Here is a 13,511-nt window from a genome sequence, read left to right on the forward strand (position 1 = left end):
CGGCTCCGATCGGCGGTGCGGGGCGGTCCGTGGGGCCGAGTCAGGCGCGGGGCAGCTCGACGGTGACCACCGTAGGCCCTCCCGGCGGGCTGTCGCAGGTGAGGGTGCCGTCGACCGTGCGCACCCGGGCCAGCAGCCCGGTGAGTCCGGAGCCCGCGCCGATCACCGCTCCGCCCCGGCCGTCGTCGGCGACGCGCAGGCGCAGCGTGCCGTCGTGGGCGGTCACGGTCACCGTGGCCGTGTCGGCGCCGCTGTGCTTGGTGGCGTTGGCGAGGAGTTCGGCGGTGCAGAAGTAGGCGATGGACTCGACGGCCGGGGTGGGGCGGGTGCGAATGTCGGTGCTGACGTCGACGCTCAAGGGGCTGTCCGCGGCGAGGGTGGCGAGGGCCGCGGGCAGGCCCTCGTCCAGTACGGGCGGATGGATGCCCTTGACCAGGTGGCGCAGGTCGGCGATGGCCTGGGTGGCGTTGGAGCGGGCGGTGTCGACGGCGGCGAGGACACGGCCGCGGCCGGCGTCGGCGGTGACCAGTTCGTGGATCACGGTCAGATGCATGGCGAGCCCGACGAGCCGGGCCTGGGTGCCATCGTGCAGGTCGCGTTCGATCCGGCGCAGGGTGGCGGCGGCGTCCTCGACGGCGTGCGCGCGGGTCTCCTCCAGGGCACGGATCCGGCGGTCGGCGGCGCTCGGGCCGAGCAGCGCCGTCAGCAGCAGACGGTGGGGGGTGAGGGCGTGCCGCAGCAGGGCGGGGGCGAGGGCGAGCAGCAGCAGCCCGGCCGTGACCGGGATCAGCCAGCGCGGCCAGCTGTCGACCTGGTGGCCGAAGAGCTCCAGCGACACCCGCGTCACCGAGCCGTCGGCATGGTGGACGGTGCGGTGGTTCAGGTCCTTGAGCAGCGGATGCAGGGCGAACAGGGCGCCGTATACGTATCCGGCGAGGACGGCCACGAGTCCGAGGACCGCGGTGAACGGGGTCGACAGCGCGCAGGCCACGGCCCGCCAGCCCACCCGCTCCCCGAGCAGCGCCCGCCGCCGGCCCAGCACCCCTGCGCCGCCCGGCGGGGTGGGCGGCTCGATCTCCACGCCGAGCAGCCCGCGGGCCAGGCCCCGCTGGACCGCGCCCAGCGCCAGGGCCCCGCGCACGGTCCCGGCGATCAGCCACAGCCCGAGCGTGGTCACGGAGAGCACTCCGCCCAGCGCCAGCCCGACCAGGACCAGTACGAAGCCGACCAGCGCCAGCGGGAAGGCGACGACCGCGTACAGCAGGGCGGCCAGGGCACGGCGGCCGAAGGTGGCGGCGGCGAGGGAGCGGAGGCGGTTCACGACGGCCAACCTAGGCGAGGGCCGTGCGGGCCCACCGGAGCTGGAGCCCGGTCAGCGCGCGTACGACGCACGGCATGAGCAGCAGGAAGCCGAGCCCGCCGACGATCGCGTGGAACGCCCAGGCCCCGGCGAACGTGGGCCCGCCCCACGCGCCGGCGGGATCGCCGCCCGCGCGCAGGGGCCAGCCCAGGTTCATCGGCACGATCGACCAGCCGTACAGCGTGACGACGGCGCAGATCAGGTTCAGCGGCAGCGCGACCAGCGCGTGCACCAGGCCGCTCCGGGGGCCCCCGGGGATCTCGGCGCCGAGCAGCCGTCGTGCCAGCCCGCGCTGCCAGCGGCCGGTGGGCAGTCCCGTCGCCGCGAGGGGCACGCACAGCGCCCCCACCGGAAGCGCGGTCACCGCGTACGCGGTCCGCCGCCACGTCTGCGCGGTGAACGGCTCACGCACGAGCCGCCACACCCATACGGCGGCGACGTCCCGCCCGGCCGGTCCCCTCCTGCGAACGAGGTCCATCACGCGTTCCCCCCCTGGCATGAGCTGCTGAAAACCGATGCCTCCAGACTCCCGCCGCGCCGGGTCGTATTCGATGGGGGCTGCACGGAAACCGGGGGTACGGTTCACCCCACCCCGCCCGGCCTCACAGCCCGCCCCCGCCGCGCCCTTTGAACCCTCACATCCGCACCCCGGCCCCGCTGAGGGCAGCGTTCCTCGTGGGAAACAGACGTGATGCGGTCGGGAAACACCGGCAACGCACGCTCCTGGACATGACCTCGAATACGCGTGTGGTGGTGATCGGCGCCGGCCTCGCGGGCGTACGGCTCGCCCGGCGGCTCGGCGAGCTGGGCACGCCCGTGACGCTCGTCGGCGACGAGGAGCACCGCCCGTACAACCGGGTGCTGCTCGCCGAGGTGCTGGCCGGACGGTACAGCCCCGACGTGATCGCCCTGCCGGCGCCCGCGGAGCTGACCCGGGGCCGGGTCACCGGCATCGACCGCGAGATGCGAGCCGTACATCTCGCGGACGGGTCGGAGATCGCATACGACACCCTCGTCCTGGCCACCGGCTCCAACGCGGTGCTGCCGCCGCTGCGCGGGCTGTTCACCCCGGACCACCAACTGCCCGAGGGGGTCCACGCCTTCCGCACCATGGACGACTGCCTGGGCCTGTCCAAGGCGGTACGGCCGGGGGTGCGGGCGGTCGTGATCGGCGGTGGGCTCCTCGGGGTCTCCGCGGCCCGCGCGCTGGCACTGCGCGGCGCGCAGGTCGTGCTCGCCCAGCAGTCCGAGCGGCTGATGGAACGTCAACTCGACCCGGCCGCCTCCAAGCTGGTCCGGCGCCATCTCACGGGCCTCGGCGTCGAGGTGCACACCGATCTGCGGGTGCGGGACGTGCGCTGCGTCGGCGGCGCGGTCCGCTCGGTGGAGATGGCCGACGGGTACGCCCTCGACGCCGACCTCGTGGTCCTGGCCTGCGGAGTCCACCCGCGCGCCGGGCTCGCCAAGGAGGCGGGGCTCGCCGTGCACAAGGGCATCCTCGTCGACGACGAACTCCGTACGTCCGACCCGCACATCCGGGCCGTCGGCGACTGCGCGCAGCACGACGGCACGGTGTACGGGCTGGCCGCGCCCGCGCTGGAACAGGCCGACGTCCTCGCCGAGTCGCTGGCCGGGGACGGCGGTGCCCGCTACACCGGCACGCGTGCGCTGACCCGGCTGACGCTGGCCGGCGAGGGCTTCTTCGACCTCGCCGCGTTCGGCGAGACCGAGGCCCTGCCCGGTGACGACGTCGTGCAGCTCACCGACGCCACCCGCGGCACCTACCGCAAGGTCGTCGTCCGCGACGACCGCCTGGTCGGCGGGGTCCTCGTCGGCGAACTCGGCACCGTCGGCGCGCTCGCCCGCGCCTGGGAGGGAGCAGAGCCGCTCCCCGACGACGCCCCCCTGCTCCACCTGCTCACCAACGATGGAGGCTCCTGATGACCGCCACCCCGGAGGCCACGGAGGCCACCCCCACGATCGTGCTCGTCGGCCACGGCATGGTCGGCCAGCGCTTCCTCGAAGCGCTCGCCCAGCGCGGCCTGACCGCCACCCACCGCGTGGTGGTGCTGTGCGAGGAGCCGCGTCCGGCATACGACCGTGTGGCGCTGACCTCGTACTTCTCGGGGAAGACGCCCGAGGACCTGTCCATGACGGACATGGAGTTCATTCAGACGCACGGCATCGAGCTGTACGTCGGCGACCCGGCCGTCTCCGTCGACCGCGAGGCGAGGAAGGTCACCGCCCGGTCCGGTGAGGTCTTCGAGTACGAGACCCTCGTCCTCGCCACCGGCTCCTACCCCTTCGTGCCGCCGGTCCCGAACAAGGACGCCGAAGGCTGCTTCGTCTACCGCACGATCGACGACCTGCTCGCGATCGAGGAGTACGCGAAGTCCCGCACGACCGGTGCCGTGGTCGGCGGCGGTCTGCTCGGCCTGGAGGCGGCCGGTGCGCTGAAGGGTCTCGGACTGACCTCGCACATCGTGGAGTTCGCGCCCCGGCTGATGCCCGTCCAGGTCGACGAGGGCGGCGGCGCCGCGCTGCTGCGCACCATCGAGGACATGGGCCTCACCGTGCACACGGGGGTCGGCACGCAGGAGATCGTGGTCGACGAGACGGGCGCCGTCACCGGCATGAAGCTGTCCGACGGCTCCGAACTCGCCACGGATCTCGTGGTGTTCAGCGCCGGTGTCCGCCCCCGCGACCAGCTGGCCCGCGACTGTGGTCTCACGGTCGGCGAGCGCGGCGGCATCACGGTCGACGAGCAGTGCCGTACGGTCGCCGACCCGCACGTCTTCGCGATCGGCGAGTGCGCGCTGGCCTCCGACGGCCGGGTGTACGGCCTGGTGGCCCCCGGCTACGAGCAGGCCGAGACGGCCGCCGCGACGATCGCCGCCGACGAGGCGTCCTTCACCGGCGCCGACCTCTCCACCAAGCTCAAGCTCCTCGGCGTGGACGTGGCGTCCTTCGGCGACGCGCACGGCGCCACCGAGGACTGCCTGGACGTCGTGTACTCCGACTCCCGCGCGGGCCTGTACAAGAAGCTGGTCATCGGCCGCGACGGCACGCTGCTCGGCGGCATCCTGGTCGGTGACGCGGAGGCGTACGGCACCCTGAAGGCGTTCACCGGCTCGGTGCCGCCGGTCTCCCCCGAGTCGCTGGTGCTGCCGGCGGGCGCCGGTGCACCCGCCCAGCTCGGCCCGTCCGCGCTGCCGGACGAGGCGATCATCTGCTCCTGCAACAACGTCACCAAGGGCACGATCCGCGGCGCGGTCACCGACCACCAGTGCACGACCGTGCCCGAGGTGAAGAAGTGCACCAAGGCCGGTACGACGTGCGGCAGCTGTGTCAAGGTCCTCGGCCAGCTGATCACCGCCGAGCTGGAGGCGTCAGGCGTCGAGGTCGACAAGGGCCTGTGCGGCTGCTTCGCGCAGACCCGCGAGGAGCTCTACGAGATCGTCCTCGCCCTGCGCATCAACACCTACCAGGACCTCCTGGACCGCTACGGCCGCGACGGCGCCCGGGGCGGCGACGGCTGCGAGATCTGCAAGCCGGCGGTCGGCTCGATCATCGCCTCCCTCGCCCCGACGATCGGCGCGAGCGGCTACGTCCTGGACGGCGAGCAGGCGGCCCTCCAGGACAGCAACGACCACTTCCTCGCCAACATCCAGAAGAACGGCTCGTACTCCGTCGTACCGCGCATCGCCGGTGGTGAGATCACCCCCGAGGGGCTGATCGTGATCGGCGAGATCGCCCGGGACTTCGGCCTTTACACCAAGATCACCGGCGGCCAGCGGATCGACATGTTCGGCGCGCGGGTCGAACAACTCCCGCTGATCTGGGCGAGGTTGGTGGACGCGGGCTTCGAGTCGGGGCACGCGTACGGCAAGTCGCTGCGGACCGTGAAGTCCTGCGTGGGCCGGACCTGGTGCCGCTACGGCGTCCAGGACTCGGTCCGGATGGCGATCGACCTGGAGCTGCGCTACCGGGGCCTGCGCTCGCCGCACAAGCTGAAGTCGGCGGTCTCCGGCTGCCAGCGCGAGTGCGCGGAGGCCCAGTCGAAGGACTTCGGCGTGATCGCCACCGCGGGCGGCTGGAACCTCTACGTCGGCGGCAACGGCGGCGCCACCCCGCGTCACGCGGACCTGCTCGCGCAGGACCTCTCCGACGCCGAGCTGATCCGGCTGATCGACCGCTTCCTGATGTTCTACATCCGCACCGCGGACCGGCTGGAGCGCACCTCGGTCTGGCTGGAGCGGATCCCCGGCGGCCTGGACCACGTCCGTGACGTGGTCGTCGAGGACTCCCTCGGCATCTGCGAGGAGCTGGAGACGCTGATGGCGGCCCACGTCGCGAACTACCGCGACGAGTGGTCGGAGACCATCAACGACCCCGAGAAGCTGGCTCGCTTCGTCTCCTTCGTCAACGCCCCCGACACCCCCGACCCGGTCGTCGGCTTCGTCCCCGAGCGCGACCAGATCAAGCCCGACCTGCCGCTGCTGACCATCGGCCACCGTCCCCTGGAAGGAAGCGCCCAGCGATGACCCTGGCACCCGAGACGACCGACCTGAAGATCCAAGTACGGCTGGACGAGGACTGGTTGACGGTCTGCGACCTGACCCGGCTGCTCCCGGGCCGCGGTGTGGCGGCGCTGCTGCCGGACGGCGGCCAGGTGGCCCTGTTCCGCGACCGCGCCGGGCAGCTGTACGCGATCGACAACCGCGATCCGTTCGGCGGCGCGGCGGTGCTCTCCCGCGGCCTGACCGGCAGCCACCAGGGCCGCCCGTTCGTGGCCTCGCCCCTGCTCAAGCAGCGGTTCGACCTGGAGACCGGGCAGTGCCTGGACGACGAGTCGGTGCGGATCACGACGTACGAGGTACGGGCCGCGTAGCAATCTTTCTTGACCGGTCGTTCTCGATCGAACTAGGCTGCGAAACGTGGCCAGGACCAAGGAATTCGACCCCGAGGCCGCGCTGCAGGCAGCTCTTGAGCTGTTCTGGCGGCGCGGCTACGAGGCGACGTCGATGTCCGACCTCGTCGAGCACCTCGGCATCGGACGGGCGAGTCTGTACGCGACCTTCGGCAACAAGCACGAGCTGTACCTGAAGGCGCTGGAGCGCTACGACCGGACCGGACTCCCGCCGATCGTGCGGGAGTTGTCCCAGCCGGGCCCCGCGCTGCCGGCCGTACGCGCCGTCGTCCGGCGGTACGCGACGGAGGCCACGGACGCCCGGCTGCGCCTGAACGGCTGCATGATCACCAACACCGCGGCGGAACTCGGCCCGCACGACCCGGCCGCGGCCCGGCACGTGGAGCGCAACTGGGACCAGTTGGAGACGGTGCTGCACTCGGCGCTGGTCCGCGCGCAGGCACAGGGCGAACTGCGCGCCGGGCGCGACCCGCTCACCCTGGCCCGGATGCTGCTCGTGCTGCTCCAGGGACTGCGCGTGGTCGGCAAGGCGTCGGCAGACCCGGCACGGGTGCGGGACGCGGCGGAGCAGGCACTGGCACTGCTGGACTGAGGAGCGCCTCGAACCGGGGCGCTCCTTTTTTCTGCACTCATACTGAACCGATCGTTCAAGATAACTGGGGAGATCATGACCATCACCTCGCACCACCGCGCGCGCTTCACGGACCGGACCGCCCTGGTCACCGGTGCCGGCTCGGGTATCGGACGGACCGTCGCGCTGGCGCTCGCGACGGAGGGGGCGAACGTCGTCGCGGCGGGGCGCCGGCGGGAGCAACTGGAGGAGACGGTGGCTCTGGTCGAGGCGGCGGGCGGCAAGGCGCTGGCGGTGACCGCGGACGTCTCGCGCGCGGCGGACCTGGAGGCCGCGGTGGCCGCCGCCGTCGAGTTCTTCGGCTCCCTGGACGTCGCGGTGAACAACGCGGGCGTCTTCCGGGGCGGCGCCCCGCTGGCCGAACTCTCCGAGGAGGACTGGCGCACCCAGCTCGACATCAACGTCACGGGCGTCTTCCTCGCCCTGCGCGCCGAGATCCGGCAGATGCGCACCCAGCCGACGGGCGGCGCGATCGTCAACATCGCCTCGACCTTCGGCGTCCACACCCGCAACCCCGGCGCCGCCGCCTACTCCGCCTCCAAGGCGGCCGTCTCCGTGCTCACCCGGGGCGCCGCCCTGGACCACATCCGCGACGGCGTCCGCATCAACGCGGTCAGCCCGGGAGCCGTGGAGACTCCGATGTCGCTGCGCCCCGGCGAGGACGACGGGGCCCGCGCGGCCCGTGCCCGCGCCTCCCTCCCCCTCGGCCGTATCTCGACGACGGACGAGGTGGCCGCGGCCGTCCTCTATCTCGCCTCGGACGACGCCACTTCGGTGGTGGGCACGGACCTGGTGGTGGACAGCGGGGCGACCGCCTGAGTCCACGGGCTCGTGGGGACCGTCCGGACAACGGGGCGACCGCCTGAGTCCACGGGCTCGTGGGGATCAGCGGCTCGCGCGCCGCCGGAGCGCCAGCAGCACCCCGCCCCCGGCGAGCAGGGCCGCGCCGCCCGCCGCCAGGTACGGGGTGCTGTCGTCGCCGCCGGTCGCGGCGAGGTCGGTGCCGTCCTGCTTCTCGCCGTCGGCCGCCTCGCCGGAGGCCGTGCCTTCCTCCGCGACGCCTTCCTCCGCCGACCCTTCTCCCACCGGGACGAAGCCGGCCGGCGGGTTGTCGCAGCCGAGGCCGTCGCCGTCGCGGTCGAGACGGGAGGCGTAGTGCTCGTCGCTCGCGGGGATGTCGGAGTACCCGTTGGCGTACGCCTCGGCGCAGTTCTCGAACGGGTGGGCACCGTCATGGGCGGCGGCAGTGGACGGCAGTGCGGCCAGCGCCAGCGCGGCGACGACGATGGCGCCGGGCTTGCGGAGCAGGTTCACGGGGAGTCCTTCCCTGGTCGTTCACGAGGTGACGAACGTAGCCAGGGGCCGCTGATGCGGCGGAGTTATGAAGGACCCGTGATGCTAACGTGACGTGACCGGACGGTAGCTCTCCGCATGGATGTCCGCGGGGTCCATGTGACCGCCGGGCAGCGGTCCCGCGTCCAGGTAGAACCACTCGGCGTCCGGGCCGGGAGCCGACGCGGGCATCGGTTCCGGCCGCGGGACGGGCCCGGTGGTGACCGGCCCTTCCGCCTTCGCCGGTCCCGGCATCAGCAGCTCCACACGCAGCCCCAGCCCCCGCTGCTGCGCGGTGAATTCCTCCACCTGGCTGCGGCAGGCGTGATCGAGATGCGTCACGCCGGTCAGGTCCAGGCGGATGCGCGGCCTGCCCGAGGCCGCCGCGCTCTCCAGCGCCTCGATGACCTGCGGCAGCCGTAGGAAGGTCGCGTTACCGGCCATGACGACCTTCGCGGTGTCCTCCTCGACGTGCTGCCGGATCACCGTCCGCGACATGCGCAGGGCCGCCAGGACGATCCCGGCCGCGAGGCCGATCAGGACGCCTTCCAGCAGCGCGGTCGCCACGATGACCAGTGTCGTCGTCGTCATCACCACGAACTCGCCGCGATCCTGGCGCCACATCTTCGGGAACTCCTCCGGCGCGAACAGCTTCCAGCCGCTGTGCACCAGGACGCCCGCGAGCACCGAGATCGGGATCAGCGCCAGGACCTGCGGCAGCAGCAGCGCGAAGGCCAGCAGCCAAAGGCCGTGCAGGGTGCGGGAGATACGGGTCTTCGCACCCGCCTGGACGTTGGCCGAGCTGCGCGCCACGACCGCCGTGATCGGGAGGGCGCCGAGGATGCCGGCGATGGTGTTCCCGGCGCCCTGGGCGATGAGTTCGGTGTTGTAGCGGGTGCGCGGGCCGCTGTGTATACGGTCCACGGCGGCCGCGGTGAACAGGCTCTCCGCCGAGGCGATCACCGTGAAGGTGAGGATGGAGGTGATGACCGCGGCGTCCGCCAGCCCCGCGAACTCCCCCGCGCCCGGCACCCGTACGGATGCCAGCAGATTGCCGACCTGGAGCGTCTTCACGTCCACGCCGGGCAGCGCGGCCACCACGATGCCGATGCCGACCGCTACCAGCGCGGCCGGAATCCTTTTCGCCGGGCCCGGCGCCTTCTTCCACAGGAAGCTCAGCACGATCGTGGCGATGCCGAGCAGCGTGGCGATCATCGCCTGCGGGTCGGTGAGGACGTCGGCGAACAGGCCCGGGATCCCGGCCATGTTCTCGATCGGTGTGCCGGGTGCCTTGGCGTCGGACATCGGATAGGCCTGGCTGAACATCAGCGGCAGCCCGATGCCGGCCAGCATGCCCTGGACCACGGCCAGGGAGATCGCCTGGAACATCCGGCCGAGGCGTACGACGCCGAGGACGATCTGGAGGATGCCGGAGAACAGGACGATCACGCCGAGCATCGCCAGGCCGTGCTCCAGCACCGTCTCCGCGACCAGCGCGGCGAGCCCGGCGGCCGGCCCGCTGACCTGGAGCGTGCTGCCCCGGACCGCGCCGACGACCAGACCGCCGATCACCCCGGAGATGATGCCGAGTTCGGCGGGCACACCGGAGGCCACCGCGACGCCGATGCACAGCGGCAGCGCGACGAGGAAGACGACGAGCGAGGCGGTGATCTCGTTGGCGAGATCGAGCCGCGCACCGCCGGTCTTCGCCGGGCCCGCTCCCGCTCCCGCTCCCGTACCGGGAGCCGCACCGCGCGCACCGCCGGTCTTCGCCGGGCCCGCTCCCGCTCCCGTACCGGAGGCCGCACCCGCAGCCGTGGCCGCGCTCGTGTTCGCGGTCTTCGCCGGCCCCGCGCCCCCGGCCTTCGCGCCGCCCCCTTTGCCGCGCGTCCGCCCGCGCGCATGCGCCCCGCTCATCCGGTATGCACCCGGAACCGGCCGTCGCCCTCCAGCTCGTGCACCTGCCCGGTGTCGACCTCGTAGTACCAGCCGTGCAGCCGCAGCCGTCCCCCGTCCAGCCGCTGCCGCACCACCGGGTAGGTCCGCAGTACGGCGAGCTGGTTGACGACATTGCCCTGTGCCACGTCCGGCAGCGAGGGGTCGTCGGAGGCGGCGGTGAGGACCGGCGCCAGTTCGGGGCGGGCCAGCTGGAGCCAGGCGTCCACGCCCGGCAGCGAGGTCAGGTCGTCGCCGGACTTCAGCGCGCCCATGGCACCGCAGTGTGAGTGACCGCACACGACGATGTCCTGAACCCCGAGCACCTCCAGTGCGTACTCGATGGTGGCGGCCTCCCCCGACGCGCCGGGACTGCCGTACGGCGGCACGATATTGCCCGCGTTGCGCAGCTCGAATATCTCTCCGGGCCGCGCACCGGTAATCAGTGCGGGTATGACCCGCGAGTCCGAGCAGGTTATGAAGAGTGCCTCGGGATATTGCCCCTCGGCCAGTTTCCGGTATTCGACGCTCTCGAAATCTACCCTGCGCCTGAACGAGCGGGCACGGTCCAGCAATGCCTTCAACGATGCCTCCGCAGCTTGGAGTTCGACCAGTTCACAGCACCGTAGAGGAGGGCACGCCAGAGGAAGGTTAAGTAAAACCCAGAGCGCGTCCAGCAATTGGACATTCTTTGTCGCAATGCCCCGCAAGCGCTTGTTTCTTGTAGCGTGTCGACGTCAGGGCAAAGAATGCAAATTCACGGAGAGACAGGACGCATGGGCATACGAGTGCTGCTCATCGAGGACGACGAGACGATCGCCGAACCGCTCACCGAGGGATTGGCTTCCTTCGGACTGACGGTGGATCACGTGACCACCGGGGCGGAGGGGTTGAGAAGGCCGTACGGCGATGTCGTCCTGCTCGACCTGGGGTTGCCGGACATGGACGGCATCGATGTGTGCCGGGGCATCCGGCAGCTCTCGGACGTGCCGGTCATCATCCTGAGTGCGCGGGGTGAGGAGGCCGACCGGGTGCTGGGCCTGGAGCTGGGGGCGGACGACTATCTCGCGAAGCCGTTCAGCATCCGGGAGCTGGTGGCACGGGTGCGCGCCGTGACCCGCCGGACCCAGCGGACGGAGACGGCGGCGGAGACGCCGCGTACGGAGACTCCGGGCGAGCCGGAGCGTTTCGAGCCGGCGGCGCTGGACCGTGGCCGTACGGAGGCGCTGGTGGAGCGGCTGCGCGCCGGGGCGCTGGCGGAACGGGCGGCCGCCCCGCCGCCCGCCGCACCCTCGTACGAGGCCGAGCTGCTTCCGTCGTACGACGACCCGACACCCCGGCCCTCGTACCCGCCCGGCCCGTTGGTCGTGGACCGCCGGACCCGTCAGGTCTGGGTCGGCGAGATCCCCGTCACCCTCACGCCGAAGGAGTTCGAGCTGCTGGCGCTGCTGACCGAGGATCCGGGTGCGGTGTACTCCCGGCAGCAGATCCTGGACCGGGTGTGGGACCCGCACTACGAGGGCCCGACCAAGACACTGGACGTCCATGTCGCCTCGCTACGGCGCAAGTTGGGCAACCCGGCGTGGATCCAGACGCTGCGCGGGGTCGGCTTCCGGCTGGCGGTGCAGACCGAACCGGGCGGGCGGCAGGTGTCCTCGCCGTGACCCGCCGGCTGCTGCTCAGCTACCTCAGCCTCGCCGCGCTCGTACTGCTGTGCCTGGAGATCCCGCTGGGCTTCGTGTACTCACGCAGCGAGCGGGAGCGGGTGGTGAACGCGGCGAAGGACGAGGCCGAGTCGGTCTCCGCGTACGCCTCGCTGTCGCTCAGCGCGGGCCGTGCGGAGCGGGATCTGCCGCGCCGGGTGGTGCACTGCGCGGAGCGGATCGGCGGCAAGGTGGTGATCGTGGACGCCGTGGGCACGCTGCTCGCGACCTCGCATCCGCGGGCCGCCGTCATGTCGTCCGACCTCGCCTCGCGCCCCGGTATCGCCGCCGCCCTGCGCGGCACCTCCACGGTGGACGTGCGTACGTCGACCATCGGCGGGGTCGAGTACCTCTCGGTGGCGGCGCCGGTCCGGCACACCTCGGGGCTGCAGGGCGCCGTATGGCTGACGGTGCCGACCCGGACGGTGCACGAACGCGTCCATCACGTCTGGCTTTTGCTGGCCCTCGGCGGGCTCGGCGTGCTCACGGCGGTCGCGGTCGTGGGGTTCGCCATCGCCCGCTGGACCGGCCGGCCGATCCGTGAACTGGAGCGGGCCACCCATGAGTTGGCCGAGGGCGGGCGGGCCACGCCGGTGACGATGACGAAGGGCCCGCCGGAGGTGCGCCGGCTGGCCACCGCGTTCAACCGTACGGCGGCCCGGCTCGCCCATCTCCTTGCCGCCCAGCGGGCGTTCGCGGGCGAGGCGTCGCACCAGCTCAAGACGCCGCTCGCGGCACTGCGGCTGCGGCTGGAGAACCTGGAGCCGAACGTCGCCGCCCGTGGCCTCGGCAGCCTCACCGCCGCCGTGACCGAGACGGACCGGCTGTCCCGGATGGTCGAGGGGCTGCTGGCGATGGCCCGCCTGGAGGAGGACTCCGCGTCGCCCGCCCAGGTCGACGTGGGTGCCGTCTGCGCGGAGCGGCACCGCACCTGGCAGCCGCTGTTCGAGCGACAGCGGGTCTCGCTGGTGCTGTTCGCGGGCAGTGTGGGGCCGGTGCTGGCGGTGCCGGGCGGCGTCGAACAGATCGTGGACAACCTGCTCTCCAACGCGCTGCGCGCCTCCCCGCGCGACTCCACCGTGACGATGGAGCTGCGGCTGCACGTCCCGGCCAAGCGCGCCCTGCGTGACGCCCGTCCCGCCTGGGTCGACCTGCACATCACCGACGAGGGCCCCGGCATGACCGCGGAGCAGCGGGACCGCGCCTTCGACCGGTTCTGGCGGGCACCGGGCGCCCCCAAGGGCGGCACGGGCCTCGGTCTGTCGCTGGTCCAGCGTCTCGCCCACGCGAGCGGCGGCGAGGCGATCCTGCACGCCGCGAGTTCGGGCGGTCTGGACGCGGTGATCCGCCTGCCGTCGGCGGAGCCGCCGCGCGAGGGGCACGGGCCGCTCGGTCCGCTCGGCCCTCTCGGTCCGGGGGTCGACAAGGCGTCCGGGCAACGCAGGCGGGTGATACCGGCGTTGCGTGCGTGAGGGCGGGGATACTCAGGGGGCGCACAGGGGTGGCAGCACTCCGGGGAGCGTACGCGGGTGAGACTCAGCTGAGCGCCGATGAGCAGCACACATCCAGCACTCGGGTATGCCGTCCGTCGGTCATGCGTTGGCCACGGTCCGTCCACCA

General features: G+C 72.3%; 12 protein-coding genes. 7 read left to right on the forward strand and 5 right to left on the reverse strand.

Annotated features, from left to right (window positions below):
- Nucleotides 1-40: 40 nt before the first annotated feature.
- Entirely contained in the window at nt 41-1,321 is a 1,281-nt protein-coding gene (locus PGH47_RS13730) for a sensor histidine kinase (protein ID WP_271663672.1), read from the reverse strand.
- A 10-nt stretch (nt 1,322-1,331) separates the two neighbouring features.
- Nucleotides 1,332-1,838, reverse strand: coding sequence for a hypothetical protein (locus tag PGH47_RS13735; RefSeq protein ID WP_271663673.1), 507 nt, complete (start codon nt 1,836-1,838; stop codon nt 1,332-1,334).
- Nucleotides 1,839-2,089: 251 nt separating this feature from the next.
- Between PGH47_RS13735 and PGH47_RS13740 the strand changes: the two genes are divergently transcribed.
- The 5 genes from PGH47_RS13740 (at nt 2,090) to PGH47_RS13760 (ending at nt 7,740) form a co-directional block, all read left to right on the forward strand.
- Nucleotides 2,090-3,301, forward strand: a complete 1,212-nt coding sequence (locus tag PGH47_RS13740) for an NAD(P)/FAD-dependent oxidoreductase (protein WP_271663674.1) — start codon at nt 2,090-2,092, stop codon at nt 3,299-3,301.
- The gene (gene nirB / locus PGH47_RS13745; protein ID WP_271663675.1) at nt 3,301-5,904 is read left to right on the forward strand and encodes a nitrite reductase large subunit NirB; all 2,604 of its coding nucleotides are present in this window, start codon (nt 3,301-3,303) and stop codon (nt 5,902-5,904) included. The genes PGH47_RS13740 and nirB overlap by 1 nt, the downstream gene beginning before the upstream one ends.
- Nucleotides 5,901-6,251: a nitrite reductase small subunit NirD gene (nirD, locus tag PGH47_RS13750; RefSeq protein WP_030954721.1), complete on the forward strand. Its 351-nt coding sequence runs from the start codon at nt 5,901-5,903 to the stop codon at nt 6,249-6,251. The genes nirB and nirD overlap by 4 nt, the downstream gene beginning before the upstream one ends.
- Nucleotides 6,252-6,297: 46 nt before the next feature.
- The gene (locus tag PGH47_RS13755; protein WP_271663676.1) at nt 6,298-6,882 is read left to right on the forward strand and encodes a TetR/AcrR family transcriptional regulator; all 585 of its coding nucleotides are present in this window, start codon (nt 6,298-6,300) and stop codon (nt 6,880-6,882) included.
- Between the two features lie 75 nt (nt 6,883-6,957).
- The gene (locus PGH47_RS13760) at nt 6,958-7,740 is read left to right on the forward strand and encodes an SDR family NAD(P)-dependent oxidoreductase (RefSeq protein ID WP_271663677.1); all 783 of its coding nucleotides are present in this window, start codon (nt 6,958-6,960) and stop codon (nt 7,738-7,740) included.
- 66 nt (nt 7,741-7,806) lie between these two features.
- On the opposite strand, the gene PGH47_RS13765 is transcribed toward PGH47_RS13760, so the two are convergent.
- The 3 genes from PGH47_RS13765 to PGH47_RS13775 all read right to left on the reverse strand — a co-directional run bounded on the left by PGH47_RS13765 (nt 7,807) and on the right by PGH47_RS13775 (nt 10,772).
- Entirely contained in the window at nt 7,807-8,235 is a 429-nt protein-coding gene (locus tag PGH47_RS13765) for an excalibur calcium-binding domain-containing protein (RefSeq protein ID WP_271663678.1), read from the reverse strand.
- Nucleotides 8,236-8,319: 84 nt separating this feature from the next.
- Nucleotides 8,320-10,170 carry a SulP family inorganic anion transporter gene (locus tag PGH47_RS13770; RefSeq protein WP_271663679.1) on the reverse strand — a complete coding sequence of 617 codons (1,851 nt, stop codon included), beginning with the start codon at nt 10,168-10,170 and terminating at the stop codon, nt 8,320-8,322.
- On the reverse strand, nt 10,167-10,772 hold the full coding sequence (locus PGH47_RS13775; protein WP_150502867.1) for a carbonic anhydrase: 606 nt from the start codon (nt 10,770-10,772) through the stop codon (nt 10,167-10,169). The genes PGH47_RS13770 and PGH47_RS13775 overlap by 4 nt, the downstream gene beginning before the upstream one ends.
- 192 nt (nt 10,773-10,964) lie before the next feature.
- Here PGH47_RS13775 and PGH47_RS13780 point away from each other — a divergent pair, with 192 nt between their 5' ends.
- Both PGH47_RS13780 and PGH47_RS13785 read left to right on the forward strand, forming a co-directional pair.
- Entirely contained in the window at nt 10,965-11,852 is an 888-nt protein-coding gene (locus PGH47_RS13780; RefSeq protein ID WP_271663680.1) for a response regulator transcription factor, read from the forward strand.
- Nucleotides 11,849-13,363, forward strand: a complete 1,515-nt coding sequence (locus PGH47_RS13785; protein ID WP_271663681.1) for a sensor histidine kinase — start codon at nt 11,849-11,851, stop codon at nt 13,361-13,363. The genes PGH47_RS13780 and PGH47_RS13785 overlap by 4 nt, the downstream gene beginning before the upstream one ends.
- Nucleotides 13,364-13,511: the final 148 nt, after the last annotated feature.

It is taken from the genome of Streptomyces sp. HUAS 31 (assembly GCF_028198125.1).
GTDB lineage: Bacteria > Actinomycetota > Actinomycetes > Streptomycetales > Streptomycetaceae > Streptomyces > Streptomyces chartreusis.

Excerpts from the sequence above, each read along its gene's own strand:
- PGH47_RS13735 (WP_271663673.1), bottom strand. The coding sequence starts at position 1,838 with ATGGACCTCGTTCGCAGGAGGGGACCGGCCGGGCGGGACGTCGCCGCC.
- PGH47_RS13740 (WP_271663674.1), top strand. The coding sequence starts at position 2,090 with ATGACCTCGAATACGCGTGTGGTGGTGATCGGCGCCGGCCTCGCGGGC.
- nirB (WP_271663675.1), top strand. The coding sequence starts at position 3,301 with ATGACCGCCACCCCGGAGGCCACGGAGGCCACCCCCACGATCGTGCTC.
- nirD (WP_030954721.1), top strand. The coding sequence starts at position 5,901 with ATGACCCTGGCACCCGAGACGACCGACCTGAAGATCCAAGTACGGCTG.
- PGH47_RS13760 (WP_271663677.1), top strand. The coding sequence starts at position 6,958 with ATGACCATCACCTCGCACCACCGCGCGCGCTTCACGGACCGGACCGCC.
- PGH47_RS13770 (WP_271663679.1), bottom strand. The coding sequence starts at position 10,170 with ATGAGCGGGGCGCATGCGCGCGGGCGGACGCGCGGCAAAGGGGGCGGC.
- PGH47_RS13780 (WP_271663680.1), top strand. The coding sequence starts at position 10,965 with ATGGGCATACGAGTGCTGCTCATCGAGGACGACGAGACGATCGCCGAA.